Source organism: Evansella tamaricis, from assembly GCF_019042215.1.
GTDB lineage: Bacteria > Bacillota > Bacilli > Bacillales > Salisediminibacteriaceae > Evansella > Evansella tamaricis.
On record NZ_JAHQCS010000154.1, the window covers coordinates 60161 to 86809 of the forward strand.

Sequence of the window (26649 nt, forward strand, 5' to 3'; positions counted from 1 at the left end):
AGGAGAATGTTTATGGATGAATTTAAATACCACCTTAAGGAACTTAGCAACAAACAGGCGAATATAACAAAGGACTTAGATGCACTACTTAAAGAATACGATTCTCATGACTTCCTTCGAGAAAACCAAGAGCTCCGTCAAAAATACGAAGAACATAAAAGAGTCATCCATCAGCTGAAAGAAAAACAAAATATATTAGAATCAGAAAATGGAAAACTCCGTTATGCTCTACAAGAACAAATTATTGATGAAAAGTTAAACATATTAAAAGTATCAAAGGAAAAATTAAACACGTATTTTTCCAATGTAAACAATTCTCATCAGAACCAACTTGAACAATGGGAGGAAGATAGTCGAAGAAAGATCTCCCGTTTAAAAGATACCGCAAATAAAAAGTTACACGAAGACAAACAGGAATTGAACTATCAACTCACACAAATTAGTGAGAACTTAAATGAAAAAATCCGTGCCCACGAGGAAGAACAGGCACTCCGAGAAAGGGAACTCCTCTCTGCAATGTCGGAACAATACACAGAGTTTACAGAGGAAGAAGTTTCCGAAGATGTTATCCAAAAACGAATCAAACAAAACCAAATGGAGATGAAAATCGGATTGAACTGGATTAATAAACTTGGAATCCTCCTCATCATCCTTGGCGTAGGTGCTGCGTTTCGTTATTCCTATGCCAATTGGTTTAATGATTATTTTAAAGGAGCTGCCTTCTTTCTTCTCGGGGTTCTCATGCTTCTTGCAGGAGAATACTTCTACCGTAAACTAAAACGGACATTTGCATTTGGTCTACTTGGTGGTGGAATCGCCGTACTTTATGGTTCCATATTTTTCAGCTATTTCCTACTTGAAATCATTGGTTTGTATTCAGCCTTGATTATGTCAGTTTTGGTGACGATAACCGCTGTCGTTTTGTCGATCCGATATCACAGCAAGACCATTTGTTCCTTTGGTCTAGTGGGAGGATATCTTCCCCTATATTCCTATATACTTGCGTTTGGCCTAGAAGGAACAGCAGTCTATATTGCCATGGGTTACTTAATTCTCTTGAACCTTTCTATTTTACTCATTGCATCAGAAAAACATTGGACAGTTGTCCATTACATCAGTTTCCTGTTTAACATTCCATCTATGCTGGTACTCATTCTACTTTCTTCTAGCGATTTAATCAGTATGGTGTATTCCTTTTTAACCTTTTTACTCTATCTAGGTATCACGTTAGCATATTCTTTTAAGCATAAAGTGTCTCTGAAGAACCTGGATGTGGTACTCCTTGCGTTTAATACGTTTATCAGTTGTACAGTCATGTACTTCCTGTTCAATCAGTTATTATGGGATGATTACAGGGGACTTCTCGCACTCCTTTTCAGTGTGCTTTACTTTGGATTAGGTCAATTAACTACAAGACTTCTGCCAAAAGAAAAACAAACGATCCTACTATTTTACGGAACGGCATTAACATTTACGGTATTAATGATACCTTTCCAATTCGCTATTGAATGGATTGCACTTGGATGGTTAATCGAAGCTGTTGTAATCATACTATTAGCTAACAGGGCAAAACTTCGGACTTTAGAAAAAGCAGGATGGTTGATTTTCTTTCTCTGTCTTGGAACCTTTTACATGGAGGTTTATGGATTTTGGGGAGGAGAATGGCCATTATCGCAACATTTCAACAGTAAATACTTTGCAATCATGTTCGGAATGATGCTCTTAACAATGTATTATGTAAAGAACAGATTAAACGTACAAGAAGTTGTTTTTCTAGGATATCCAAATTTCATTAGGCATTTTAAGTACTTTTCCCTTGTTAATCTTTGGTTTTACCTGGTGTATAAAGCTCGTTTCTTCTATTATGAATGGGTTCCATCTACCTTTAGTCAATTCTCTTTCTATGAATTAATGATGCTGGCATTTTTAACGATTTCTCTCGCTTATGGATTAACAAAGGTAAGTGTTCTCTATGACCGGATTGTTAAATACTATTGCTTATTCTTATATGGCTTTGGTACCTTATTAGGGATAGTTGTTACAGTAAGTATTTCTACCTTAAACCCCATTTATGGTCAAAATACCATCGTGGAGTATCTCGCTTTAGCGCTATTAATGGCATTCAACATCCTTGTGTTTTTCAGCGGAAGGGATCTGTTGCTCGCCTTTATACGCCAGCAATTTAAAAATATGGAGTTTTATCCTCTCCTACTGGCAATTTATTTACTTGGTATTATGGCAGCATTTCTCCATGTCCAATTCCATCTAGGGGATGTAAGTCTCGTCTTTACATCTGCTTACTTACTGCTAGCTATTAGTTACATTTTCTATGGATTTCGGAAACGGTTTGTTTATATTCGCCGGCTAGGGCTTGGTCTCACCATTCTATGTACTGGAAAGTTAATATTATATGACTTGTCCTTCTTAACAGAAGGAAGTAAGATTATCGCTTACTTTAGTTTTGGAGTTGCTTTGTTGGGAATTTCTTATATGTACCAGAAGGTCTCTAGTAACCAAGGGGAAGGTACTCAAGTAAGGATGTAGTTTTGACTTTTGACTATGAAGAGGGATATTATCACCTTTTCATAGTCATTTTTCTTTGTATGCACAAAATTATCTCCCCTAAAAATGGAACTTATCTCACCAAAAAAACGTTTAACAAAGAAATATATATATTGGGGTGTATGATGAAAATCCATTCGATTTATAAAAACAAAGAAGGAAAGAAAAAAATACTAGATTCTTATGAACAATATCTAGAAACATTTTCTGTAGATTTTGAAAGAATGTACATTTCCACACGCTTTGGAAAAACTCATGTGTTAGTTACTGGACCTAGTAATGGAAAACCAATTTTCATTTTCCAAGGGGGGAACTGCATCAATCCCATAACCTTATCCTGGTTTTCAGAATTGTTCCAGAATTACCGTATCTATGCTCCCGATACGCCTGGACACCCTGGTTTCAGTGATGAATTTAGGATGTCTGGTAAAGATGAAAGCTTCGCTTTATGGATTGCTGATTTAATGGAATACTTTCAAATTGAAAAAAGTTCTTTTATTGGTCCTTCCTATGGTGCTGGCATTATCTTAAGGTTAGCCACTTTTCTCCCTAAGAAAATGGCATGCTCTGTCTTAGTTTCACCGGCTGGTATCAAAATGGGTTCGAAACTAGATATGATTCGGAAAATCCTTGTTCCGTTATCACTCTTCCATATAACATCAAATGAAAAACACTTAAAAAAAATCTCTGATGTGATGTCGTTAAACAGTATGAAAAACATTGATCACCAAATCATCTCTGAAATCTTCAAAAGTACAAAATTGGAACAGGATATGCCAAAATTAACAGATCCTAATGAATTACTAAACTATACTGCACCAACACTCCTGATCGCGGGAGATAACGATATTTTTTTCCCAGAGAAAAACGTAGTAAGTCGGGCAAAAGAACTCATTCCAAATTCCTTAACATGGAAAACATATGAAATGGGTCACTTCCCTTCTACTGATCATCTGAAACAAATTAATCAAGACATAATCGATTTTCTACAAGCACATTATTAACTAGCTCTCTATGTGTGACACACGTTTCTATAATAGAGTTTTTAGAAAGACTTTTTAAGAAAAGCGCAAGCGCCTATGATCACGAGCGTAGGGCAGTGGAGGAATGACAACAGAAGTCCGATCTTTGACTTCGGTTGTCATTTCCGAAGTGCCCCGTAGTGAGTAGACGCTGGAGCTAGACAATACGAAAAGCGTACTCGCCTAAGATCACGAGCGTAGGGCAGTGGAGGAATGACAACCTGAAGTCCGCTCTTTGACTTCAGTTGTCACTTCTGAAGTGCCCCGTAGCGAGTAGGCGATGGAGCTAGACAATGCCCGAAGGTGCAAAAACTTATACTTACCTTTAAAAAAGGGTATCCTCAAAAGCTCATCACCACTGCTTTTGAAGATACCCCTTAAATGTTAAAACCCGTCATTTTCAATAACCTGTTTATACCAAAGAGCGCTTTTCTTCGGTGTTCTCTTCAGTGTATCGTAATCTACCCTGACTATCCCAAATCGTTTTGAATAACCGTATCTCCATTCAAAATTATCCATTAGTGACCACAAATAATAGCCCTTTAAATTAACCCCTTGATCGATCGCCTCTTTACATGCTTTGAGATGTAATTCAACGAATTCCCTACGATCCTCGTCCTGTACTGTTCCGTCATCTTCCACTTGATCATCATAAGCCGCACCATTCTCTGTAATATAAAGTGGTATATCACCGTAGTCTTTTTTGATTCGAACGAGAGTATCTACTAACCCTTTCGGCTCCACTTCCCACTCCATAAACGTTTGAGGTTTACCTGTTTTTACAGATTCTACACCAAGGAATCCTAATTCCCCATCCGTCCCTTTTTTGTTCGTTGCAATGGAGTAATAATTTACACCGAGAAAATCCATTGGAGAGGAAATAATCTGAAGATCTCCATCATTAATATAATCGAACGTTTCAAACTTTGAGTAAAGTTCTACCATATCTTTCGGATAGAATCCCTTCATAACCGGATCCATGAACCACCTGTTTTGGAATCCATCCTTCGTTTGAGCAGCAATACGGCACTCTTCCGTTTCTTCAAGGGGATACGTAGGTTCTATGTTTAATGTAATCCCTATTTCCCCATCTTTAGGACCTATCTCCCTAAATGCTTGTACAGTCTTTCCATGGGATAACAACAGATGGTGTGACGCTTTTAGATGCGATCTAAAATCAAGATATCCTGGAGCACTGTTCCCTAGCGAATAGCCTTTGTAGGAAACAACCCAAGGTTCATTGTGAGTTCCCCACTTTTTAACCACATCCCCAAGTTCTTTAAATAAATAAGAGGCATACTCTGTATAATAATCAGTCATATCTCGATTCGTCCAACCACCTTTATCCTGCAGCACCTGTGGTAAATCCCAATGATATAGAGTTAACAACGGGTCAATGTCATTTTCAAGTAAAGAGTGGACAACTCGTTTATAAAAATCCAGTCCTTTTTCATTCGCTCTTCCTGTTCCATCGGGAAAAATACGGGACCATGCAACAGAAAAGCGATATGCTTGAATGTTTAAAGAGGCCATTAATTTAATATCATCTTCATATAAGAAGTAGTGATTACAAGCAACATCACCATTTTCTTTGTTCCTTACCTTTCCAGGAATACGACAAAACCGGTCCCAAATCGTTTCTCCACGTCCATCCTCTTTGACACCACCTTCAACTTGGTACGAAGAAGTTGCAGTGCCCCACAAAAAGTCTTTCGGAAATTGAGTCATTTCTTCAGCCCCTTTACCGCTATTTTATAAGCTACTTTCTAAAAAGATTGTTGTTTTATATAATCAAGTCAGCAAAAATATCTAAATGATAAAAGGTTCCTATCACCTAAGTACTATGAACAAAGGGAAACAGGAACCTGATATGTTACTAAGCTTCAAACCACTTTGCATTTAGAAAGTTTTTATACCAATAGAAGCTGTCTTTCTTTGTTCGTTCTAGCGTATTAAAATCCACAAACACGATTCCGAAACGCATACTATAACCCTCTGCCCATTCAAAATTATCCATTAGGGACCAAGTTAAGTACCCCTTGATATTAACTCCAGAATCCATTGCCCGGTTTAACGCTGTTAAGTGTTGTTTAAGATACTCTATTCTTCCTTCATCTTTAACACGACCGTCAACTGGTTCTTCATTATAACATGATCCATTTTCAGTAATATAGATGGGAACCTTTCCGTAACGTTCTGTGATATATGATAGAACACTGTAGAAACCATCTGGATAAATTGGCCAGCCAATATCCGTAAGGTCATACCTTAAATCAACATATTCAGAATCAAACAACCCATTGTCTTCTTTATATCGGCACACGCGACCTGTATAATAATTGATTCCCATAAAATCAATTGGTTGTTTAATTTCTTCTAAATCCCCTTCTTGGATTGGCAATGTTACTCCTTTTTTCTCAAACCAATCTACCATGAACTGAGGATATTCACCTTTAAACACCGGGTCCATAAACCATTCCAAATACCAGGCTACTTCTCTTCGACTTGCATCGATATCTTCCTGTCTATTACTGAAGGGTTCCAGCCATGTTGTGTTTGGAGCATATCCAATTTCCCCATCCAATCCCATTTCACGATATTTTTTTACCGCTTTACCATGAGCCAATAGTAAATGGTGGGAGATATTTGTTGCTAATTGAAGATCTGTATTCCCAGGCGCATGGGCACCTTCATAATTTGATAAAAAGGATGTGCACCATGGCTCATTTAAGGTAATCCAGGACTTGATTTTTCCAGAAAACTCTCGAAACATTGTTTCTGCATAGGTCACAAATGCATCGATTGTTTCCCGATTGTTCCATCCACCTTCATCCTGTAATGCTTGTGGGAGATCCCAATGATAAAGTGTACACATGGGTTCAATTCCATTTTCAAGTAGTTTATCCACAAACTTATGATAAAATTCTAACCCTTTTGGATTGATTTCACCTCTACCTTTCGGATAGATCCGTGGCCATGACACTGAAAATCGGTAAACATCAATTCCTAGTTCTTTCATTAACTCTATATCTTCTTCATATCGGTGATAACTGTCACATGCTACATCACCAGTATCACCATTTATGACTTTACCTGGAGTGTGGGAAAAAGTATCCCATATAGAAAGTCCTCGCCCATCTTCATAGGCAGCTCCTTCTATTTGGTAAGACGCTGTAGCAGTTCCCCATTTTAAATCTTTCGGGAATTGAATAATGGCCATATTTCTTACCTCCAATATTATTAAACACTAATTTCTCCAGTACTTATATCCAACTAATAATGTTATCACTTCTATTTTCTGATTTTCTTTAGTCCCTCTTAACCAGATGTGGAAATCGGTTTCCAATTTTGGCATAACTATCCCTTGGACAAAAGGAAATCCTATCTTCTTTATTACATCAGAAGATTGTTAAAACCAGTGAAGAATAGTATTTTCTGTGACTATCTATCCTTACTCCGGTTGAATATTCTGTACAGAATAATTACCTAGCTGAACCTTATGTTTCTCAAAAATCCGATTACATAGGGAAAAGATAACAAATGACAGAATACTACCAAATACTAACACCATAAAAGGCAAATAGTAACTTAAAATGCCCATTGTCAGTAATATCAAAAGACAAAGAAACGTTGTCCCAATGGATCCTATTGATAAAAACAGACTATTTTTTAAAAGACCTCTTATTGATAGGTGATAATTAACCATTAATGGGAACAGATAAACGGACATCATTAAATAAATGATTGAAGCAAAAATAGTTAATCCAAAGATAATTGTCTGTCCCGGAAATTCAAATAAGAGCACAATGTAAAAGTCTGTGATTAATATCATCCCTAACCCTATCCACAAAAATTGGAGACCAATACCTTGTTTTAAATTTTCCTTGAATAATTGAAAGAAAGGCTTAAAAACCCCATAGTCAATTTCCTTCGTTAACCACTTTCTTGTAACACCAACCATAGCTGCTGTCGATGAAAAGATTGTGATGACCGGGATACAAAAGATGATCCATAGAATGTTCAAAACTAAAAAGTTAGTAAATATTTCAAGGACGCGAAAAAAAACATTCGTTGATTTCCCCATGCGAATTCCTCCCTATCAAACTATCTTTAATCGACAGATACCAATGGCAGTATTTAGTACCATTATAATTTACATCCCAATACTTTCTCTAAGATTAGCACCACATGATTCCCTAATGATCAGTTCTGGATCTACTTGGATTGCTTTTGGTTCTACATTTTTTGTAATCAAATCATTGAGCATATTTGCTGCTAATCCACCTAGTTTTTCCTTATCCTGTTTGATCGTTGTAAGTTTTGGTTCACTGTATCGGCATGCCTCAATATCATCACAACCTATGATCCGTATATCATTTGGAACACTGAACCCCTTATCCTTGATGGCTTGAACGGCACCTAATGCCATCATATCAGATGCAGCAAAAACTGCTTTTGGTAGTTTATTAGAGTTTAGTAAGTTTGACATCGCTTGGTAGCCACTCGCTTCATGGTAATCACCAAACTGGATCCAATCCTCCCTAACTTCTAAACCAAATTGATGCATCGTGGCATAGAACCCTTCCAATCGCATCTGATTGACAAGGGATTCCCTATGTCCACCAATATATGCAATGTCCCTGATGGAATTCAAATAAAAGTGTTCTACCACCTTAGATGAGACTTTCATATTGTTTGTCGTAACATAACTAGATCTCTGCCCTGTTAATTTAATATCCACCGCAACACAAGGTATTTCACTTTGATCTAACTCATAAATCGCTGTTTCCAGCTCTTCACCAGCTATGATCAAGCAACCGTCCACATGAAAATGTCTTGCCCTAAGCAGATAATTCTCTTCTTCTATATTAAACTTTTCATTACTGAAAATAAGCAGATCATACCCTAAAAGACCTACCGTTTTTTTAAAAATATTAATTACTTCATTAAAAAACGGATGATTAAGGTTAACATTTATTTTTCCCGCATAAATGATCCCGATTAGGTTTGACTTTTTTGTTGCTAAAGATTTAGCCGAAAAAGTAGGCTGATAGCCTGTTTCTGCAATTATCTGATTCACTTTTGCTTTAGTATCTCTGCCAATGCCCCCATAGTTATTGATTATTTTTGAAACGGTAGCTGGGGAAACACCTGCCATCTTTGCGATATCTCTTATGGTAAGTTTCATTATTATCCCTTCTTCATGAGAGCTACGCCCTGTTTAAGAGGGGCAAGATATTAGCTCTTCACTGCCCCTTCTGTCAAGCTAGAAATGAACAATCTATTCAAGAGTAAGAAAACGATAATGAGCGGTACCGTCGCCCAGAAGGTTCCGGAAAGGATCATACCATTATCACGAACATAGTTATCGATCAAGCCACGTAACGCTACTTGAATGGTAAATGATGATTGCTCACGTAAAACAACTAATGGCCATAAGAAGTCATTCCACATGTACATAAATTTAATAATCGCCAATGTGGCAAATGCAGGAACAATTACCGGAACTGTAATATTCCAATAAATTCTAAATGTGGAACATCCATCAATTTTCGCGGCTTCAACAAGTTCATCAGGAACGTTACTTTTAATGTATTGTCTCATCCAGAAGATACCAAAAGCATCAATTACACCTGGAACAATAATTGCCCGAAGATCATTCAGCCAGCCCAATTTCGTAATGATGATATACTGTGGAATCAATCCAAGTTGTGGAGGAATCATCATTGTAACTAAGATGGCTATAAATAGAACTTCTTTCCCTTTAAAACGGAGCTTAGCGAAAGCAAATCCCGCTAAGGAACAAATAAACAATGTTCCAATAGTCGTTATCGTTGCAACGAGAAGGGAATTCCAGATTGCTCCAAAAAAGTCGATTGTATTAAGTACATTCGTAAAGTTAGTTACAAGTTGGGGTCCCGGTAAGATTGCCGGTGGTACTTTGTTAATCACACTATTATGATTTGTCGCCATTACAAACATCCAATATAACGGGAATATGGATAATAAGGATGCAATAGCAAGCAGTGCGTAAACAAAAGCTCTTGATATTGAGAATTTTTTATATACTTTTTCACTCATTTGCAATGCCCTCCTTATCGAGCTATCCGATTTGCTATAAAGACGTTAATGGACGCAATGACAATTATGATTAAGAACAAAATGATCGCAGTTGCAGATGCTGGACCAAATGCCATATTCGAAAATGCCTCGCGATATAAGTATAGTACGACCGTAATTCCTTCTTCACGATAACTTCGACCGATAAATATTAACGGCTCTGTGAACAATTGAAGGGCCCCAATAGTCGATGTAAATACAGTAAAGATAATTATCGGACGTAAAAGTGGAATTGTAATGAACATTATTTTTTGTCTTAATGTAGCTCCATCAATTACTGCCGCTTCATATAATTCATTTGGAATGGCCTGTAATCCTGCCAAATAAATAATGGTATTGTAACCAACCCAACGCCAGAACACCATAGTAGATATGGCTACTTTAACTCCCCATTCAGAAGTACCCCAATTCACCGGATCGAATCCAAAGAGACCTAAAATAACGTTAAATAATCCAAATTCCTGGCTGTTGAACATGATACCGAATACTATAGCAACTGCTACCGTAGACGTTACATAAGGCATAAAGATTGATACACGGAAGACGCTCTTAAATTTTATAAGGGCGGAGTTCAGTGCATACGCCAGAATAATACCAATGATTAATTGTGGAAGTGTACCTAGTATCCACATAATCATAGTATTTGACAGAGATTTCCAGAAAAGAGGATCAGATAAAATCAACTGGAAGTTTCTAAATCCGACAAATTCCATTTCCCCTAGGCCATTCCACCTTTGGAAACCGAGGTAGAAACTGAAAAGGATTGGAAATAAACCAAAGATTGCAAATAAAATAAAAAAGGGTGAAACGTACAAGTATCCACTTATAGCATCTTTCGTTTGTTCACTAAAGGATGATCTTTTTGGAGCAAGATGCGGTTTTTTAACCTGTAATTGTGCCACGTCCCCTTCTCTCCTTCCCATTAATTTCCAAACGGTCTATGGTCATTGACCATAGACCGCCTGGATCATCCTTATTGTCTTCCTAATTGTTGCTCTATACGTTGGACTGCAGCATCCCACTCTTCTTGAGGGTCTGCTCCTTCAGCCACATTCATAATTGCTGTTTCGATTTCAGTGTTTACAGTCCCGTAGTTAACTCCCATGTAAACTGGAACTACAGATTCAGCTGCTTCAGCAAAAATTTGAGCTCTTGGAGCACCACTGAAATACTCATCTTCTAAAGCAAGGAACTCCTCATCTTCAAACACTGCAGGAGCCGATGGGAATAATCCCATGTCAAGGAATGATTTTACTTGTTGTTCTGGTGCAGTTAACCAAGCGATGAAATCATATGCTTCTTGCGGGTGGTCAGATTCAGCAGGAATTGTTAAGAATGAACCTCCCCAGTTTCCAGCACCTTCAGGAATAGCCATGATATCCCACTTACCTTCTGCATCTGGTGCATTATCTTTAACTACCCCATGCATCCAAGCAGGAGCACCTGGTAAAAATGCGTAAGTTCCATCGTTCATTGCACTACCCCACTCAGGAGTCCATAAAGAGTTTTTACCTACTAGACCTTCTTGAATCATTTTTGTCGTAAAGTCATAAGCATCTTTAACAGTATCTTCAATAATTAACTCATCATTTTCATTAAAATATTGTTCCGGTTGTTGGTCACGAATAGCGTTGAAAACTAAAGTTGGGCTATCTGCAATTGGCTTGCCAGTAGCTTCATTAATTGTTTTCGCAGCTTCATAGAAAGCATCCCATGTATTGATTTCTGCGGAAAGTGATTCTCTATCTGTAGGTAATCCAGCTTCTTCTATAACATCTGTACGATAGAACATTGTTGTTGGTCCAATGTCTGTTGGAAAACCTAATTGGAATGATCCGTCAACACTTTGTGCTTGTAACCATTTCCAATCCAGGAAGTTATCAGCATGATCTTGTGCACCATAATCGTTTAAGTTATGGAACTGACTGCTAGCTTCCAAGAATTTTGCAACTTCACTAACTTCAATCATCGCAATATCAGGTGCGCCGCTTCCAGCTGAAAGGGACGTGAACAAATTATTATGAACGTCGTTCATTTCACCTTCATTATAGTTAATTGTAACGTGTGGTGCGACATCCTTGTATTCTTCAATTAACTTTCCATAGCCTGTGCTACCAAATGTCCAGAAAGTAAGTTCAACAGGTTCTGCGTCACTACCGCCAGCTGTTTCACCACTGTCACCGCTAGTGTCACTTGAGCCAGAATCTCCATCACTGTCTCCACTTGCACCTTCATCATCACCGCTACAAGCTACCATTGCAAAGGCCACAAAAATTGCTACCAATAATAAAAGCCACTTTTTCATCTTCAAGATAAGTACCCCCTTGATAATTTTGTTTGGAAACGTTTACCTTTCATTACAAGATTGTTATGAAGTGCACCACCTCCCACAAATATTCCGAAACCGGTTTCTAACAACTTAAAAAAATATATTAGAATACTTTCTTTGAAACCGTTTTCTTTTCATCCTAAAAAATAAAACCTACTAAAAAATATGGGAAATTACTAAAATTATGTAAGTCTGAGAAGTTTTTTGTTAAGTTGTTGAATGAATCGGTTGTGAATCGTGAAACCGATTTCGTGATAATCATAACCCCATTTCCAATCAAAATCAATAGCTTTTTTAAATTTTTTTTACAATTCGATTAATTTTTGATATTTTATTGTCTGAAAAACTACTATAACTGTTGATATATCTGAGATTTTTAGATTCTGTTTTTTTGAATTTAAATACGCTCAAACGGATATGTATGTGTCTTCCTCTACTAGTATTTCGAAGAAGAGGATTCGTTCATCGGGCAAAACGCCACGTCCTGTGGCATGCCCAATATTAGGACGTCCTGTCCGTCCATCGGGCAAAACGCCACGTCCTGTGGCATGCCCGATATTAGGACGTCCTGTCCGTCCATCGGGCAATACTTATAAAATCTTACCCTTTTAAAAAACCACCGATGATAATAATAATCATTATCATCGGTGGTTTTAAAAAAAGAGCCTACTCTAATGCTGATTCTACAGATTTAATCATTTCACTGACAGAAACTAATCCTCCCCCTGCAACATACCATGGAACAGGATCTAAATAAACCACATTACCATTTTCGAAGGCGCGAGTTCCCTTTGTTAAGTCGTTATCAAGGATTTGCTCAGCTGATGATTCTCCCCCTACAATTGCACCACGATCTACTACGAATAAGTACTCTGGATCCATTTCTGCAATGTACTCAAAAGTTACATTCATTCCATGAGTAGAGACTTCAATACCTTCATCCACTGGGGTGATTCCAAAATCTCCATGGATGATTCCGAAACGGGACCCTGGACCGTATGCACTGATATTGCCGTCATTGGCTAAAATGATTAACGCATTTTCCACTTCTTCCGTTTTTTCATTCAATGCTATTATAGCATTTTCTAGTTCAGACAGTTCGGACTCAATGAAATCTTCCTGTGCAAAAATACTTCCTAACATTCTCATATTCTCTGAAAATGAGGCAAAATAATCAACAGTATCAAGGGAGACGAATACGGTGGGGCCAAGTTTTGATAATTCATCATAATGATCCATTTGTCTGCCGGAAATAAGAATGAGATCAGGATTTAAATCACTGATTTTTTCAAAATCCGGTTCGAATAAACTTCCTGCATTTTCATAAGTATCTTCATCGTATTTAGATAAGTACGTTGGGATATTTCCCTTCGGTACAGCAGTTACTTCCACACCCATTTTATCTAATGACTCAAGCATACCATAGTCAAAAACAACGATTGTTTCTGGGTTCTTACTTACTGTTGTTTCACCTAGATCATGCTCAATGACAACCTCTGTTTTTTCTCCTTCAGTCGGTTCCGCTGCAGTCTGGTCTGTATCTTCCCCTTCTGCCTCTTCCCCAGTATCAGCTGTTGCAGTACTTTCTGTATCCTCTTCGCCCCCTGCATCTTCTGTGCCGCAAGCCACCAATGCAAAAGACAGAATTAGTGTCAATAATAAAACTAGCAATTTCTTCATTCTCTACCACTCCTGTAGTATTTTATTATATTTAATCTACCGGGTACATTTTCCCCAGTAAAATGAATACGATATTTAAATTAAGCTACCATTTTCCGTTGTCAAAGGCTGATGCTTCTTCAGTAAACTGCACCAACAGCAATGGAACTGTCTTAAAAATAAACACAAATCTTGTTGTCATTAATACACTGTATTTCAATATCCATATCATAGATTTCCTTTAAAACAGGACTATGAATGATGTCACATGTTGGCCCTTCTTTTACAACTTTCCCGTCTTTTAAAGCGACAATATAATCTGAATAACAAGAGGCAAAATTAATGTCGTGAATGACAATAACTACTGTTTTTCCCAATTCATTAACTAATCTTCTTAACACTTTCATTATTTGAACAGAATGTTTCATATCCAAATTGTTTAATGGCTCATCCAGTAAAATATATTCTGTGTTTTGGGCAATAACCATGGCGATAAATGCCCGCTGCTTTTGTCCGCCACTTAACTGATCAAGATATTTATCTTCCATTTCACCCAATTCCATATATTCGATTGCTTCATCAATGTATTTCTTATCTTCTTTCGTTAACCTCCCTTGAGAGTAAGGAAATCGTCCAAAGGACACTAACTCACGGACAGTTAGACGAATACTAATATGATTTGCTTGTTTTAAGATGGCAATCTTTTTCGCTAAATCATAACTTTTGGATTCACTTATATCTTTTCCATCAATACTTATTGAGCCACTATCTTTAGTAATCAATCTGCTAATCATGGATAGCAGAGTACTTTTGCCGGCCCCATTCGGTCCAATAAAAGATGTGATTTTGCCCTTTTCAATTTTCACTGAAACATCTTCTACCACTGCCTTATTTCCATATTGCTTCGTTACACCTTCCACAATTACCAATTTTTACTCCCCCTTAACAATAGATAGATGAAGTACACTCCACCGATGAAGTTAATAATGACACTGAGTGTCGTAGAGAATGAAAATACCCTGTCAACAATCAACTGCCCCCCAATGAGGGCAATTATACTGATGAATACCGATGCAAGAATAAGTTGACTATGCCGGTACGTTTTTAAGAATTCGTACGTCACATTTGCAACAAGCAATCCCAAAAATGTAATCGGTCCAACAAGCGCGGTTGCAATCGAAATTAGTATTGCAACAACAATAAGAAGGCGTTTCACAACATAATCATAATTCACTCCTAAATTCACTGCGTGTTCTTTCCCAAGGGAGAGAACATCTAAATATCTAGTAAACTTTAAAAAATAAATCACGACACCTATAATTAATACGATAGAAACGAACAATATGTCTGTGTTAATATTATTAAAACTTGCAAACATTCGATCTTGCACAACCATAAATTCATTAGGATCAATTAGGACCTGCATAAACGTGGATAAACTACCAAAAAACGTTCCAAGAATGATCCCAATAAGAAGAAGAAAATAGATATTCCGCCCTTCTCCCTTAAATAAAATCCTGTAAAAAACCCCTGCAAATAATACCATCAGTCCAACGGAAATAAAGAAGTTGATATTCTTATCCCCAGCAACAAAGCTGGTAGAACCAAACACAAAAATAATGAATGTTTGTATGAGTATATATAAGGAATCCAAGCCAAGAATGCTTGGAGTTAATATTCGATTGTTCGTAATCGTTTGAAAAATGATTGTTGAAAAGGCGATTGTTGCCCCTGTTATGGCAATCGCCAGAACTGCAAAGCCTCTTCTAGGTAAAATATAGGCTAAATTAGACCCTAGATTCGAAAACATATAGATGGCTACTAAGGATAACGCCATTATAGCTAGTATTATCATTTTAATTCTATTACTCATAGGATTTTCTCCTCAGTAGTAAGTAGAGAAAAATACCGCTTCCCAACACTCCCACAGTCATGCCAATTGGTACTTCATACGGATAAATAATAATTCTCCCTAAAATATCACAAATAAGAACGAAAAGTGCACCTAACAGTGCTGTATGGGGAAGACTGTTTTTTAGGTTATCTCCCCTATAGATGGACACGATATTTGGAATGATTAATCCAAGGAAAGGGATCATTCCCACCGTCAATATGACAACCGATGTGACCAAAGCAACTAAGATTAACCCTAGATTTACAATGCGCTTATGATTTAATCCAAGGTTTGTTGCAAAATCTTCCCCCATCCCTGCAAGTGTAAATTTATTTGCATACAGATAAGCGATAATTAATATTGGAATACTCAGATATAAAAGTTCATACCGTCCGCTTATAATTAGAGAGAAATTCCCTTGCATCCAGGAGGACATATTCTGAACAAGATCTTCTCTTAGTGCAAAAAAGGTTGTGATAGATCCAATAATATTTCCAAACATCAATCCAACAAGCGGAATAAAAATGGCATCTTTATACCTGATTTTTTCTAAGATTTTCATAAAGATCAATGTTCCAAGTAAAGCAAAAGCAAAGGCTACGACCATCTTCACAAACGGACTCGATGAGGTGAAGAGCATTAAAGAAACGAGAACACCAAATCTGGCAGAGTCCATTGTCCCAGCTGTAGTAGGTGAAACGAATTTGTTTCTGGAAAGTTGCTGCATAATAAGACCACAGACGCTCATACTCATTCCCGCTATGATAATACTTATAAGACGGGGAAACCTACTTTGTAACATAATTTGAACTTGATCATCTGTCAGCTGAAAGACATCCAATGGGGATATATTCTTCACCCCAAGAAACAGGGAGACGAATGATAAAATAAACAGAGCCAATAATAAGTATCTTTTCTTCATTGTTAACGCGTCCTTTATCTTCTGTCGAAACCTGATTTGTTTATGTAAACTCATAAACGGAATTTATTATTCAGCTTATTTAGAATCATTCTAATTGAGAATGATTCTCGTTACTATTAGCATTATATTTGCTAATGATAATCATTGTCAATGGGTTTTGGTAAATTAATTGTTTAAACAATTAATTTACTATTATTAAATGTTTAAAAACCCCTATACTATATATAAAGGATCCAAACTTGTTTCATTCCAAGTAAATGAAAATTATTATCATTGCACAAACAAGTATTTTACCGAAGATGGAGCGAAGGGGATTATTGGATGAAAAGGGGTTTTGCTCCACAAAAAAGAGGCTGTACACATGTGTTTTAATTAATGAGAAATCCGAACAAAATGATAGTTAATGTCATCATTAGCTCTGGAAATATACTTCGCTATGGTTGTATATTATCGGATTTTCAAATTAAACACTTTAATTGTGTTCTAGCCTCTACTACTGTTTATTTTTGTCATCACTTAGATTTTGATCAATTTTCGTCAGTACTTTAAGAAAGGTATTCATATCCTCATCAGTTATGTTTTGTGAAATATCCTCAATCGTTTGTTGTGCCTGCTCAATTAATCCAATTTGCATTTTCTTCCCCTTTGGAGTGAGAAAAATCAAGTTAATTCGTTTATCAACTGGATGTTCCATTCGCACCACTAAACCGTTTCTCTCCATATTGTTAATTAATCTGGAGACGCTGGGCTGATCACGTCCCGTCAGTTGGGAAAGTTTATTCTGTGTCAATCCGTCTTCTTCCCATAAGCGAATCATGATAGACCACTGTTCATGGGTTACAGGATAATTTTTCGTTTTAAAATTTTGGTTAAGACGATTAATAATGAGACGAGCGGTTGCTGTAATTCGGTATCCTATTGATTCCCCTAAAACATATTTTCGATAGTCCATACTATTGTTTTCTCCAATACAGTTTATTACACCATATTAGCATATTACCCCGTACGTTTCATCACTCTTTTCCAAACTTCCTCCACCCAATGAAGTAACACCAAATCATTACCAGGTCCCGCTATAACAGATAACCCTAACGGAACCCCAGGACTATTTGTTACAGGCAACGTTACTTGTGGTAACCCTGCTAATCCTGCAATACATGTTAATTGCATCGTTTTTGCACGACGGGATTCAATATCTTCCTTAGAACCGTTTATCTTCGGAGCTGGCCCTGGTATAGTTGGGAGAATCAATATTCCGTCGCCAATGATATTAACTACCTTCTCTCGTATTTCCGCTCTGACACCAATATTAGGTCCCCATTTTTTTAATTCTAACTCACTGGCCATCTTAAATCTCGCTTCAATATCCGGGCCAAAAACAGGGTTTTCTTTTGTTATCCACTCTCCATGGTTTTTCCAGATCTCTAATCCTTGAATGATTTTAAAAACATTACTCCATTCTTCCAGTCCATGGTCACTGATTTTTTCCCATACTGTTGTCAACACCCCTTCCAATTCAGATAGTACAGGGGATAACACATCCTTTGTCCCTTTCTCCGCCAGTTCCCATGATTCAATTGGACATTTAGCTGTTTGAAAAGCGGCGCCAACATGGGTTGGTTTTTTCAGGTCATTAGGGAGTAAAACTTCTCCGATACGAAGTAACGTGTTCGGGTCCTTTGCCATCCATCCAACAGTATCAAAGCTTTGAGCTAAAGGGATCACTCCGTCTATGGGCACTAAACCATGCGTCGGTCTAAAACCAAAGATACCACAATACGCAGCCGGTATACGGACGGAACCTCCGGTATCTGTTCCCAGTGAAAAATCCACAAGACCTGAAGAAACTGCAACGGCAGATCCACTGGATGATCCACCTGGAATGCGCTTCGGATCCTTTGGATTGATTGGGGTCCCATAATGAAAATTCTCTCCGTTTAAACTATACATCAGTTCATCCGTTATCGTAGTGCCAACAAAGGTTGCACCATTATCTAACAACAAATCAATTACTGATGCATTCTTTTCCGCAGGGGGATGTGTTTTCAGCCAATCTGGATTACCGGCTGTCCCTTTTATTCCCTTCACTTGGAAAACATCTTTAACTGCAAAGGTTAAACTTGATAGTTTTCCTTTCCTATTTGGTTTTAAAAGAATATCATTGCGAACAAAGGCATTAAAAACATCTTTCATTATGGTTCTCCTTCCATCAAGTATTCATCGTTGTTCTACACTTTGATAAGTATCCATCGCAGCCTGAACACCATCCCCCGTTTTTAGTTTCACTCCATGGCGAAGTAATACTGCCTCTAGAGATGCTAGAGTAAGAAGTACATTTCGTTTTTGACAACTGTATCCCATAGTACCAATTCGCCATATTTTTCCTTGTAAAGGTCCGAAAGAACTGGCAATTTCTATTCCAAACTCTTGAAGCAACATCCCCCTTACGGAGTCTCCGTCTATCCCTTCCGGAATAGAGACACATGTAACCATTGGCATTTTAACAGAGCTGTTTCCAAATAAGGAGAGGCCCATGGCATGTATACCGGAAATCAAAGCACGTTCATGTAACCGATGTCGCTTATACCTCTCTTCCAGCCCTTCCTCTATAATTAGCCGTAGTCCTTCGTACAAACCATAGAGCATAGAGGTTGCTTCGGTATGATGGTTTAACCTCGCTGGGCTCCAATAATCTTGAAGTTGACTCAAATCGAAATAATTGCTACGAATTCTCCTGTCTACATTTCGTGACAGAAGCTGTTCTTCCGTTGCTATCCCCCGTTCCACTGCTTTTCGTTCTAAAATGATTTCCTCAATCCGTTCATTATAGGTGATAGGGGCCATTCCAGAAGGGACAGAGAGACACTTTTGCGTACCGGTTATGAGTCCATCAATATTCCATTCATCGGTTTTCACTTCAGTCCCGGCAACTGTCGCAACTGCATCAACAATAAGTAAGCAGTCATTTTCCCTACAGGCGTATCCAACATCCTTTAAAGGCTGCATCCGCCCTGTGGATGTATCCCCATGTACCATAGCCACAATCTTTGGTCTTACTCTTTTCATTTCCTTTATTATTTCTTCTGGATCAAATACTTCTCCCCACTCACAGCTGAGGAAATGGACATCTGCACCACAGCGTTCACAGATTTCCATTAATAAATAGCCGAATCTTCCAAAGGATGGTATTAAAACCCTATCCCCTTCCTCGATGACACTACAGAGAACGGCTTCAATTCCCGCCCTTGATGTTCCATCAATGGGATAAGCCCAGTGATTCTTAGTCTGTAGTACTTCCCTTAATAAATCCATCGTATCGTTCATTAAGGATGTAAAGCTTGGATCAAATTGTCCCAAAATCGAGGATGACATGGCCCGAAGAACTCTCGGATCCACCTCCACTGGACCTGGTGTCATAATGGTACGGGCAGGGACGTTATAAGGACTAAGTGACATCGTATCTCCTCCTTCTAAAAAGGCTGGAATTATTTTTACTCCATTGGTAATTCCTATACATACGTGGGTACCCTTTCTTTATCTCGCTAATCGGAGGAGAGTATGGAGCAAGACTTCTGTTCCACGGACACAATCCTCCTTACTGGTCCATTCCCTCGGATGATGACTTATCCCATTTTTAGAACGGACAAAGATCATTCCCATTTTCGTTATTTTGGAAAGGATTAAGGAATCATGTCCTGCACCACAAGCAAGTTTCATCGTTGGTATATTCCTTTCCTTACACACCTCATCAAGAACCTGCACTATTTCTTCAGAACAGGCAGCAGGGTCCACTTCTTTCTTTACACGGATCTCACCTTTTAATCCTCTTCTTACTTTCACCTCTTGAACAGTATGATAAATCCTTGCAACCATCGCATTCCGTTGTTCTTTATCCCCGTGTCGGAGGTCGATAGAAAATATCGCTTTGCCAGGTACGACGTTAACACCACCTGGTTCAACTTTGACCTTTCCAACAGTACCAACTCCTTGGTACTGTTTTGCGATTTTTTCAACCTCTAGCATCAGTTCTGCCATTCCTAAAGAAGCATCTCTTCGGATGTTCATGGGTGTAGCCCCAGCATGGTCTGTAGTACCGTCCAATTCCACCTCTAACCAGACTGGTCCTTGAATTGAAGTGACAATACCCACTCCTAGATTGTTGTCTTCCAATACTCTTCCTTGTTCAATATGCATTTCCACAAATGCCTTTATTTGGTCAGGCTTGATCGCCGCTTTTTTATAGTTTTCCGGATTTAAGTTTCCGTTACGAAGCGCCTCTTTATAGGTTAAGCCAGATTCATCTGTTAGTTGAAGATCCTTTTCATCTAATTCGCCAATAAATCCTCTGCTTCCTATATACCCTGTCCCAAAGCGTGTGCCCTCTTCATCCGTGAAAGAAATAATCTCAATGGAGTGAGAGAGGGTGATCCCTGATTCCTTAATGGTTCGGACTGCTTCGAGGGCTCCTAGAACCCCAAGTGCACCATCAAACTTTCCCCCTTGAAACACCGTATCAATATGAGAACCTGTCAGAACAGATGGGGCCTTTCTATCCATCCCTTGATACTTCCCGATGATATTTCCAATTTCATCTACGCGGACCTCTAACCCATCCTTTTTCATTAACCGAATCAAATACTCTCGTCCTTCTAGATCTTCCTTACTAAGGGACAATCGGGATACACCGTTTGAAGGATCCGAATTTAATCCAATATTTCCGAGTTCCATTAAAGTAGTCCATAACCTGTCTTGATTTATTTGAATGGTGTTCGTCATATCGTTACCACCCTTGTTGTAGTTTAAAGCACTTTGAATCTATTAACTTCCGCGATACGTACTATATCCCCCTGGTGCTATTAGTAATGGTACATGATAATGAGCAGAACGATCAGATATAGTGAACCGGACAGGAACCACGTTTAAAAAAGGAAGTTCATCCTGCAGAACACCTCGAGATTCAAAGTAATCGGCCACATGAAAAAGTAATTCATATTGTCCTATCTTCATTTTCTCCCCATCTAACAGGGGGTGATCTACCCTGCCATCCTTATTGGTTTCACATTCCAACACCTTAACGTGAGTTTGTGATATACTGCGATATTTCCAAAGTTCAATGACCATGTTCTCTGCAGGTCTCCCAATACTTGTATCGAGCACATGTGTCGTCAGTCGGCCACCACCTATTATTTCTCCCATTCTTTTACTTCCTCCGGGGTCATCGAAAAAACTTGGAATCCGTATGGTGGTCGAGGGTCCGTAAACACTTTCCCTTTCAGAGAGCTAGGTATCTCCTCCAAGACGGTATCCCATGTTCGGTTATTAGATTCAAATGTAACTTCCCCTAACTCCGGAAATCGCATTAATATTCTTTTTCCAATCACATAAATCAAGTATTGGATGGATGGTGAATCCTCCTGATGGAACATCGTTTGGGCAATCTGAACAACTTGCTCGGCACAAACATAATTTACAGGACGTTTTCCGTGTGCATCCTTTGGATTCTTGTAGCGCCAACGGATATTTAAATAGATAAATAGTGGTCTGTCAAATGTTTCTGGAAGAGTAGTATATTCATCCTTAATAAATCCATAAAAGGAACTGCCCTTTACTTTCATCAATCGCAACCCTTCCACTCCACTCCATTGATCCACAACCTGGAACTTGTCTTCCTCTGTCCGTTCCATTTCAAGAGAAGCATAAGGCTGTTCTAACAGCCCTTGGCGGAAAACAGTATCACTTGGAGTGAACTCCTGTTCTGAGGGAATCTCCACTTCTTGAAAAGGGAACTGCTTTCCTGAGATCGTAACCCCGTTAATATGAGAATAGGTCTCGAGAAATTTTCCACTCACAAACTCCAAAAATTCCTCCATCGTGGAACCCTCAAACTCCCCTGCATGATATAAGATAAAGTTTTTCATGGAGTCTGTCGCTATGACAGAAGTGTTATCACCTTTTGTAAACGAGGGTAAGAAAGCATCTCCCTTTAAAGCTACTTGAATATCCATTCCTAAGATGGTGTTATTTCTGCCTTTAAAATTGGACTCTGGTATCTTTTTTATTCCTTTTAACGGTTTTGCATACGTACGATAAACGAACACGTCCCCTTTCCCATAATACATCGTGCGTGCGGTCCCTTTATTCACTGGCTTTGTTTCCAAATCCTTCACCCCCGTGTTTCTGTTTTTTCAGAAATCAAATCTTCTAAGCGAAATTTAACAATCTTACTTACTTCCTTTAGTGCTGTATCCATTTCTTCATCATAGGAATTGGATATCCTTAATTCCATTTGTTGTTGGATCTTCGTTTTGTTTTGTCCCTTAACTGCCATAATAAATGGAAAACCAAACCGTTCCACATATTGCTTGTTCAGACTGGAAAAATGTAAAAATTCTTCCTCAGATAGTTCGTTTAGTCCAGCACCTGATTGCTCCTGTTTCGAAGATTCAGAGATAACTAGTCTTGTTCCAAGGTCTGGGTGAGCACGTAATAAAGATAGTTTCATTGCATTCTCAGCATGGTACATTTCCCTGATCATCATTTCATATAATTCTTTTAAGCTTGCAAATGGATGGTACTTCCACGATTGCTTTGCTACCCACGGAGAATGTTCAAATACTACACCTATTGATTGCACAAACTGATTTTGGTCCATCCTGTTTACTTCATTGATTGTAAACCCCATAACTCACCTTCCTCCCTCTTTAAGCGATTTGTTCCATTCGCTTTAACAATCTCTTGATGGAATCATTTGCCTCTTGTAAAACAAGGCTCTTATCAATTGTTTTAAGTTTTTTATTTTCCATCACAATTTTTCCATTAATAATGGTTGTTTCCACATCTGATCTGGTGGCAGAGTAAACAATTCGGGAAATGGTATCCACGTCATAGGAAGGATAAATATGAAAATCGTTCAAATTCAAGATGGCAAGGTCTGCCTTTTTCCCAACTTCTATACTGCCGATTTCCCTTTCCATTCCTAACGCCCTTGCACCACCAATGGTCGCCATAGTAAACACCGTTTTTGCATCCATTGCGGTGGGTCCATGAACTGGTTTTTGAATGAGTGCCGCCAACCGCATCTCATTAAACATGTCTAAATTATTATTACAAGGTGCTCCGTCTGCCCCTAAACTAACAGAGATATGCTTGTCAAGAAGATGGGGTATTTCGGCAATTCCAGAAGCTAGTTTTAAATTGGATCCTGGACAATGGCTGACATTCACTTTTCTATCACGAATAATCCGTTTCTCTTCCTCATCCAACCAGATGCAATGGGCGAGGATCAACCTTTCGTTTGCCAGACCGAGATAGTCTAAATAGGTTACATTACGCATTCCTGTTTCTCTTTGGACTATCTCAATTTCTCCTAAATTCTCTGACGCATGAGTGTGAACATGAATTTTATAACGATCGGATAGTGTCTTAACCTCTTTCAAAAGATCTTCTGTACAGGAAACGACAAACCTCGGTGAGAATGCATATTTGATTCGTCCACTGTCATATCCATGCCATTTCTCCATCAGATCAACACTTTGCTGAATCGAATCGGATGTCCGTTCTTGTAATGGAAGGGGTACTTCCTTTCCTTTATCCATCATCGCTTTCCCGGACAATGCCCGAATCCCTGAGGCTGCAATCCCTTGAAGTGCATAATCGGTATGGTGAACCGTTTCCATATCCACAATGGTCGTTGTGCCACTTTGGATGAGTTCACCCAGTCCGAGCAGTGCAGAGTAATAGATGGAATCACCATCATGTGCCGCTTCCAGTGGCCAAATCCGTTTTCGTAACCAATCCATTAGTTCCATATCATCTCCCTTTCCCCGAAATAAGGTTTGACAGAGATGAATATGGGTCTGAATGAACCCAGGTATAATGACACGTCCCGTCACATCAATGACTTTGTCGCCCGGATGTGACTTTAAATTCTTCCCAATTGCCTTGATCGTATCTCCTGTAATATAAATATCCCCGACCATCTGCTCGCCATTACCATTCATGGTAATGATTTCACCATTTTTAAGTAATATATTCGCCATTCGTCCTCCCCCTAGCCTCCTGTTTCTGGACCATACTTGAAATCTAGTGTTCTATATCATTCCTCTCGCGGCTATGACACTTCTAATTAGCTTAACAATTAGAAAAGGCTACGAAGAGATGTACACACAGTTACACCACTTCGTAGCCAGGAATTTATGGTCCCTTGTAGAAACCCTCAAACCGTATTATTGAGGATATACGAAAAAAATAAATTGTATTTATCTGTCATCTAAATTATACGTGGTCTCTCTAAGTCTTAACCATATTTTTGTTAAATAACTTCACACCGTATTTATAGGAGAAAACAGAGAGAAAGGAGGTTATCTCCTTATCTCCTTTACTCTGTTACCATACTCATCCCTTTCTCGTAGTCTTCCTTTGTATCAATATCGAAAATCACATACGGGTCCGTGCACGGAAGGTTTACCTTCCTCATGGTGTGAAACAGCGCTTTCCCCCCTTGGTCCCCTTCCATAGGAGGCAGTGAGATCTTAGTCACATTTCCCATGAAAACAGGATGACCAGGATGGTGTTGATAGAAGGGGCGGAGCACAAATGGGTTCTCCCCTTGTCCCAAGTCACTACTTCCTTTCTGGAGTATTTGTGAGATTGTCTGCCTGTGAATAAATGGCTGATCTCCGAGAAAAAACATGATTCCAGAACAGTGTTGTTGTCGTGCCACCTGAAAGCCTTCTTTGAAAGACGAACTTTGTCCCTCTTGATAATAATCATTGACAACCCATTCTATACGATGATCCTGAATAGAAATATGGCGTCTGATTTTTTCCCAATGATGCCCAAGAACCACGACGACGGTAGAAAAGGGATGGGCTAATACGTTTGTTATCACTTGCTCTAACATACACATTCCGTTTAGGGGCAATAATTGTTTTTCTTCCCCCATCCTTGTGGACGATCCAGCGGCTAAAATGACTGCACCAATCTTTTTTTTATCAGGCATCCTATCCACTACCTCACTTGTAAACAGCCAGATTTTTATTACACATTTCTCTTTTTTGTTTCCGGATGATTGTCCGTTTCTCATTCCTCTTCCTTATTAACTCTCCTAAAATACTAATACTGATTTCTTCTGCTCCTTCAGCATAAATATCTACCCCCACTGGAGAATGAACCCAATCTGGTATCTCTTTTGGTGTCAAAAGACGCTCTGTCCTTCTTCTCGGTCCAAGAACACCAACATATTTAGGGGGTGTTTCCAGTTCCACAAAATGATTTAGAAGATACTGATCCTTTAAAAATTGATGGGTCATGATTAAAATATAGGAATCATCCTTAAATGAGTGAGTTGACGCGAATTTTTCAGGATGCTCCACAATCCATTTTTCAGCGTCCGGAAAATATTTTTCCCTGCACCTGCTTTCCCGAGGGTCAATGATAATGGGGGAAAAGTAAAATTGTGCTGCTCTCCGGGCGATCGGTTCCACGTCTACTCCAGCACCAAAAATATAGAGGGTATCCTTCTTGTTATACCTTTCTAACAAAGTTATTTCCTTTCCCGCTTCATTATTGTTAGATTCAAAGCTCAGATCACTGTTTATAAAGGAATGGAGCAGTTCATGTTCTTTTCTCGTCATGTATTTGTCCCCATGCCATATTGGAGATCCATCCTCCGAAAATAGCATAGGTTGATCCACCATTTTCCCATCCTGAACCTTTCTGATGGAGATAACATTTCGTCCCCCTTCTACGGTATTCCAAATGACAGGTAAATAACTCCTTTCATCCCAAGTTACAATCTCAAGAATAACTGTCACCTTTCCATTACATCCTGCCCCTTGTCCCCAACCAGCATCATCCTCATCCCGAAGATCATATGTCACCGTTTTTCCGGACTTCGACTGGAGGACTTCCATCGCCTGATGACCTAAATCACTTTCTAGGCAACCACCACTGATCATGCCATACTGATCTCCCCCACGGGAAAACAGCATTTTAGCTCCTTCATGTCGATAGGCAGAACCCTCCACTTTCATCACTGTGGCTAATACAAAAGGTTCCCCATGACATTCTTTTATTATTTGAAGATAGTTCATGTAGTCCTGCATGGATTGCACCCCCTGGATCAGTTCACTACTTTTCA

The 26649-nt window shown here is 38.7% G+C and carries 24 protein-coding genes and 1 riboswitch; of the genes, 2 read left to right on the forward strand and 22 right to left on the reverse strand.

Going from position 1 to position 26649, the window contains the following annotated elements; genetic code table 11:
- Positions 1-12: 12 nt before the first annotated feature.
- Both KS419_RS19355 and KS419_RS19360 read left to right on the forward strand, forming a co-directional pair.
- Positions 13-2544, forward strand: coding sequence for a DUF2339 domain-containing protein (locus tag KS419_RS19355; RefSeq protein WP_217068098.1), 2532 nt, complete (start codon positions 13-15; stop codon positions 2542-2544).
- 143 nt (positions 2545-2687) lie between these two features.
- The gene (locus tag KS419_RS19360) at positions 2688-3566 is read left to right on the forward strand and encodes an alpha/beta fold hydrolase (RefSeq protein WP_217068099.1); all 879 of its coding nucleotides are present in this window, start codon (positions 2688-2690) and stop codon (positions 3564-3566) included.
- Between the two features lie 402 nt (positions 3567-3968).
- Here KS419_RS19360 and KS419_RS19365 read toward each other — a convergent pair whose 3' ends face one another.
- The 22 genes from KS419_RS19365 to KS419_RS19470 all read right to left on the reverse strand — a co-directional run bounded on the left by KS419_RS19365 (position 3969) and on the right by KS419_RS19470 (position 26614).
- Positions 3969-5312, reverse strand: a complete 1344-nt coding sequence (locus KS419_RS19365; protein WP_217068100.1) for a GH1 family beta-glucosidase — start codon at positions 5310-5312, stop codon at positions 3969-3971.
- Positions 5313-5460: 148 nt separating this feature from the next.
- On the reverse strand, positions 5461-6804 hold the full coding sequence (locus KS419_RS19370) for a GH1 family beta-glucosidase (RefSeq protein WP_217068101.1): 1344 nt from the start codon (positions 6802-6804) through the stop codon (positions 5461-5463).
- Between the two features lie 231 nt (positions 6805-7035).
- Positions 7036-7668 carry a YesL family protein gene (locus KS419_RS19375; RefSeq protein ID WP_217068103.1) on the reverse strand — a complete coding sequence of 211 codons (633 nt, stop codon included), beginning with the start codon at positions 7666-7668 and terminating at the stop codon, positions 7036-7038.
- A 69-nt stretch (positions 7669-7737) separates the two neighbouring features.
- On the reverse strand, positions 7738-8772 hold the full coding sequence (locus KS419_RS19380) for a LacI family DNA-binding transcriptional regulator (protein WP_217068104.1): 1035 nt from the start codon (positions 8770-8772) through the stop codon (positions 7738-7740).
- A gap of 50 nt (positions 8773-8822) precedes the next feature.
- Complete coding sequence (locus KS419_RS19385; protein WP_217068105.1) at positions 8823-9665, reverse strand: carbohydrate ABC transporter permease; 843 nt, start codon at positions 9663-9665, stop codon at positions 8823-8825.
- 14 nt (positions 9666-9679) lie between these two features.
- Positions 9680-10606, reverse strand: a complete 927-nt coding sequence (locus KS419_RS19390) for a carbohydrate ABC transporter permease (protein WP_343215098.1) — start codon at positions 10604-10606, stop codon at positions 9680-9682.
- Positions 10607-10677: 71 nt separating this feature from the next.
- Positions 10678-12009: an ABC transporter substrate-binding protein gene (locus KS419_RS19395; RefSeq protein WP_217068185.1), complete on the reverse strand. Its 1332-nt coding sequence runs from the start codon at positions 12007-12009 to the stop codon at positions 10678-10680.
- A gap of 431 nt (positions 12010-12440) precedes the next feature.
- Positions 12441-12620 (reverse strand): hypothetical protein, encoded by a 180-nt coding sequence (locus KS419_RS19400; RefSeq protein ID WP_217068109.1) that lies wholly within the window; start codon positions 12618-12620, stop codon positions 12441-12443.
- Between the two features lie 79 nt (positions 12621-12699).
- Positions 12700-13713, reverse strand: coding sequence for a siderophore ABC transporter substrate-binding protein (locus KS419_RS19405; protein ID WP_217068111.1), 1014 nt, complete (start codon positions 13711-13713; stop codon positions 12700-12702).
- A gap of 152 nt (positions 13714-13865) precedes the next feature.
- Positions 13866-14621, reverse strand: a complete 756-nt coding sequence (locus tag KS419_RS19410; protein ID WP_217068112.1) for an iron ABC transporter ATP-binding protein — start codon at positions 14619-14621, stop codon at positions 13866-13868.
- Complete coding sequence (locus tag KS419_RS19415) at positions 14615-15565, reverse strand: iron chelate uptake ABC transporter family permease subunit (RefSeq protein ID WP_217068113.1); 951 nt, start codon at positions 15563-15565, stop codon at positions 14615-14617. Before KS419_RS19415 ends, KS419_RS19410 begins: the two co-directional genes overlap by 7 nt.
- Positions 15558-16508, reverse strand: a complete 951-nt coding sequence (locus tag KS419_RS19420; RefSeq protein WP_217068114.1) for an ABC transporter permease — start codon at positions 16506-16508, stop codon at positions 15558-15560. Before KS419_RS19420 ends, KS419_RS19415 begins: the two co-directional genes overlap by 8 nt.
- Before the next feature lie 493 nt (positions 16509-17001).
- Entirely contained in the window at positions 17002-17460 is a 459-nt protein-coding gene (locus tag KS419_RS19425) for a MarR family winged helix-turn-helix transcriptional regulator (protein ID WP_217068115.1), read from the reverse strand.
- Positions 17461-17504: 44 nt separating this feature from the next.
- Positions 17505-18701, reverse strand: a complete 1197-nt coding sequence (locus KS419_RS19430) for an amidase (protein WP_217068116.1) — start codon at positions 18699-18701, stop codon at positions 17505-17507.
- Between the two features lie 24 nt (positions 18702-18725).
- On the reverse strand, positions 18726-19964 hold the full coding sequence (locus tag KS419_RS19435) for a pyridoxal-phosphate-dependent aminotransferase family protein (protein WP_217068117.1): 1239 nt from the start codon (positions 19962-19964) through the stop codon (positions 18726-18728).
- Between the two features lie 78 nt (positions 19965-20042).
- A complete protein-coding gene (locus KS419_RS19440) occupies positions 20043-21284 on the reverse strand; it encodes a Zn-dependent hydrolase (protein WP_217068119.1) in 1242 nt (413 codons plus the stop codon).
- A 42-nt stretch (positions 21285-21326) separates the two neighbouring features.
- Complete coding sequence (uraH, locus tag KS419_RS19445) at positions 21327-21704, reverse strand: hydroxyisourate hydrolase (protein WP_217068126.1); 378 nt, start codon at positions 21702-21704, stop codon at positions 21327-21329.
- The gene (gene pucL, locus KS419_RS19450) at positions 21692-22675 is read right to left on the reverse strand and encodes a factor-independent urate hydroxylase (RefSeq protein ID WP_380087124.1); all 984 of its coding nucleotides are present in this window, start codon (positions 22673-22675) and stop codon (positions 21692-21694) included. The genes uraH and pucL overlap by 13 nt, the downstream gene beginning before the upstream one ends.
- Positions 22672-23190, reverse strand: coding sequence for a 2-oxo-4-hydroxy-4-carboxy-5-ureidoimidazoline decarboxylase (gene uraD / locus KS419_RS19455; protein WP_217068130.1), 519 nt, complete (start codon positions 23188-23190; stop codon positions 22672-22674). Before uraD ends, pucL begins: the two co-directional genes overlap by 4 nt.
- A gap of 19 nt (positions 23191-23209) precedes the next feature.
- The gene (locus KS419_RS19460; protein WP_217068132.1) at positions 23210-24547 is read right to left on the reverse strand and encodes a 5'-deoxyadenosine deaminase; all 1338 of its coding nucleotides are present in this window, start codon (positions 24545-24547) and stop codon (positions 23210-23212) included.
- A 123-nt stretch (positions 24548-24670) separates the two neighbouring features.
- Positions 24671-24770, reverse strand: a riboswitch (purine riboswitch).
- 115 nt (positions 24771-24885) lie between these two features.
- Positions 24886-25509 (reverse strand): nucleotidyltransferase family protein, encoded by a 624-nt coding sequence (locus tag KS419_RS19465; RefSeq protein WP_217068133.1) that lies wholly within the window; start codon positions 25507-25509, stop codon positions 24886-24888.
- 13 nt (positions 25510-25522) lie between these two features.
- The gene (locus tag KS419_RS19470) at positions 25523-26614 is read right to left on the reverse strand and encodes an XdhC family protein (RefSeq protein WP_217068135.1); all 1092 of its coding nucleotides are present in this window, start codon (positions 26612-26614) and stop codon (positions 25523-25525) included.
- Positions 26615-26649 lie beyond the last annotated feature (35 nt).

What these genes read in the sequence shown, in the direction of transcription:
- KS419_RS19355 (WP_217068098.1), top strand. Translation starts at nt 13, where the DNA reads ATGGATGAATTTAAATACCACCTTAAGGAACTTAGCAACAAACAGGCG.
- KS419_RS19360 (WP_217068099.1), top strand. Translation starts at nt 2,688, where the DNA reads ATGAAAATCCATTCGATTTATAAAAACAAAGAAGGAAAGAAAAAAATA.
- KS419_RS19365 (WP_217068100.1), bottom strand. Translation starts at nt 5,312, where the DNA reads ATGACTCAATTTCCGAAAGACTTTTTGTGGGGCACTGCAACTTCTTCG.
- KS419_RS19370 (WP_217068101.1), bottom strand. Translation starts at nt 6,804, where the DNA reads ATGGCCATTATTCAATTCCCGAAAGATTTAAAATGGGGAACTGCTACA.
- KS419_RS19375 (WP_217068103.1), bottom strand. Translation starts at nt 7,668, where the DNA reads ATGGGGAAATCAACGAATGTTTTTTTTCGCGTCCTTGAAATATTTACT.
- KS419_RS19380 (WP_217068104.1), bottom strand. Translation starts at nt 8,772, where the DNA reads ATGAAACTTACCATAAGAGATATCGCAAAGATGGCAGGTGTTTCCCCA.
- KS419_RS19385 (WP_217068105.1), bottom strand. Translation starts at nt 9,665, where the DNA reads ATGAGTGAAAAAGTATATAAAAAATTCTCAATATCAAGAGCTTTTGTT.
- KS419_RS19395 (WP_217068185.1), bottom strand. Translation starts at nt 12,009, where the DNA reads ATGAAAAAGTGGCTTTTATTATTGGTAGCAATTTTTGTGGCCTTTGCA.
- KS419_RS19405 (WP_217068111.1), bottom strand. Translation starts at nt 13,713, where the DNA reads ATGAAGAAATTGCTAGTTTTATTATTGACACTAATTCTGTCTTTTGCA.
- KS419_RS19415 (WP_217068113.1), bottom strand. Translation starts at nt 15,565, where the DNA reads ATGAGTAATAGAATTAAAATGATAATACTAGCTATAATGGCGTTATCC.
- KS419_RS19420 (WP_217068114.1), bottom strand. Translation starts at nt 16,508, where the DNA reads ATGAAGAAAAGATACTTATTATTGGCTCTGTTTATTTTATCATTCGTC.
- KS419_RS19425 (WP_217068115.1), bottom strand. Translation starts at nt 17,460, where the DNA reads ATGGACTATCGAAAATATGTTTTAGGGGAATCAATAGGATACCGAATT.
- KS419_RS19430 (WP_217068116.1), bottom strand. Translation starts at nt 18,701, where the DNA reads ATGAAAGATGTTTTTAATGCCTTTGTTCGCAATGATATTCTTTTAAAA.
- KS419_RS19435 (WP_217068117.1), bottom strand. Translation starts at nt 19,964, where the DNA reads ATGTCACTTAGTCCTTATAACGTCCCTGCCCGTACCATTATGACACCA.
- KS419_RS19440 (WP_217068119.1), bottom strand. Translation starts at nt 21,284, where the DNA reads ATGACGAACACCATTCAAATAAATCAAGACAGGTTATGGACTACTTTA.
- uraH (WP_217068126.1), bottom strand. Translation starts at nt 21,704, where the DNA reads ATGGGAGAAATAATAGGTGGTGGCCGACTGACGACACATGTGCTCGAT.
- uraD (WP_217068130.1), bottom strand. Translation starts at nt 23,190, where the DNA reads ATGGGGTTTACAATCAATGAAGTAAACAGGATGGACCAAAATCAGTTT.
- KS419_RS19460 (WP_217068132.1), bottom strand. Translation starts at nt 24,547, where the DNA reads ATGGCGAATATATTACTTAAAAATGGTGAAATCATTACCATGAATGGT.
- KS419_RS19465 (WP_217068133.1), bottom strand. Translation starts at nt 25,509, where the DNA reads ATGCCTGATAAAAAAAAGATTGGTGCAGTCATTTTAGCCGCTGGATCG.
- KS419_RS19470 (WP_217068135.1), bottom strand. Translation starts at nt 26,614, where the DNA reads ATGCAGGACTACATGAACTATCTTCAAATAATAAAAGAATGTCATGGG.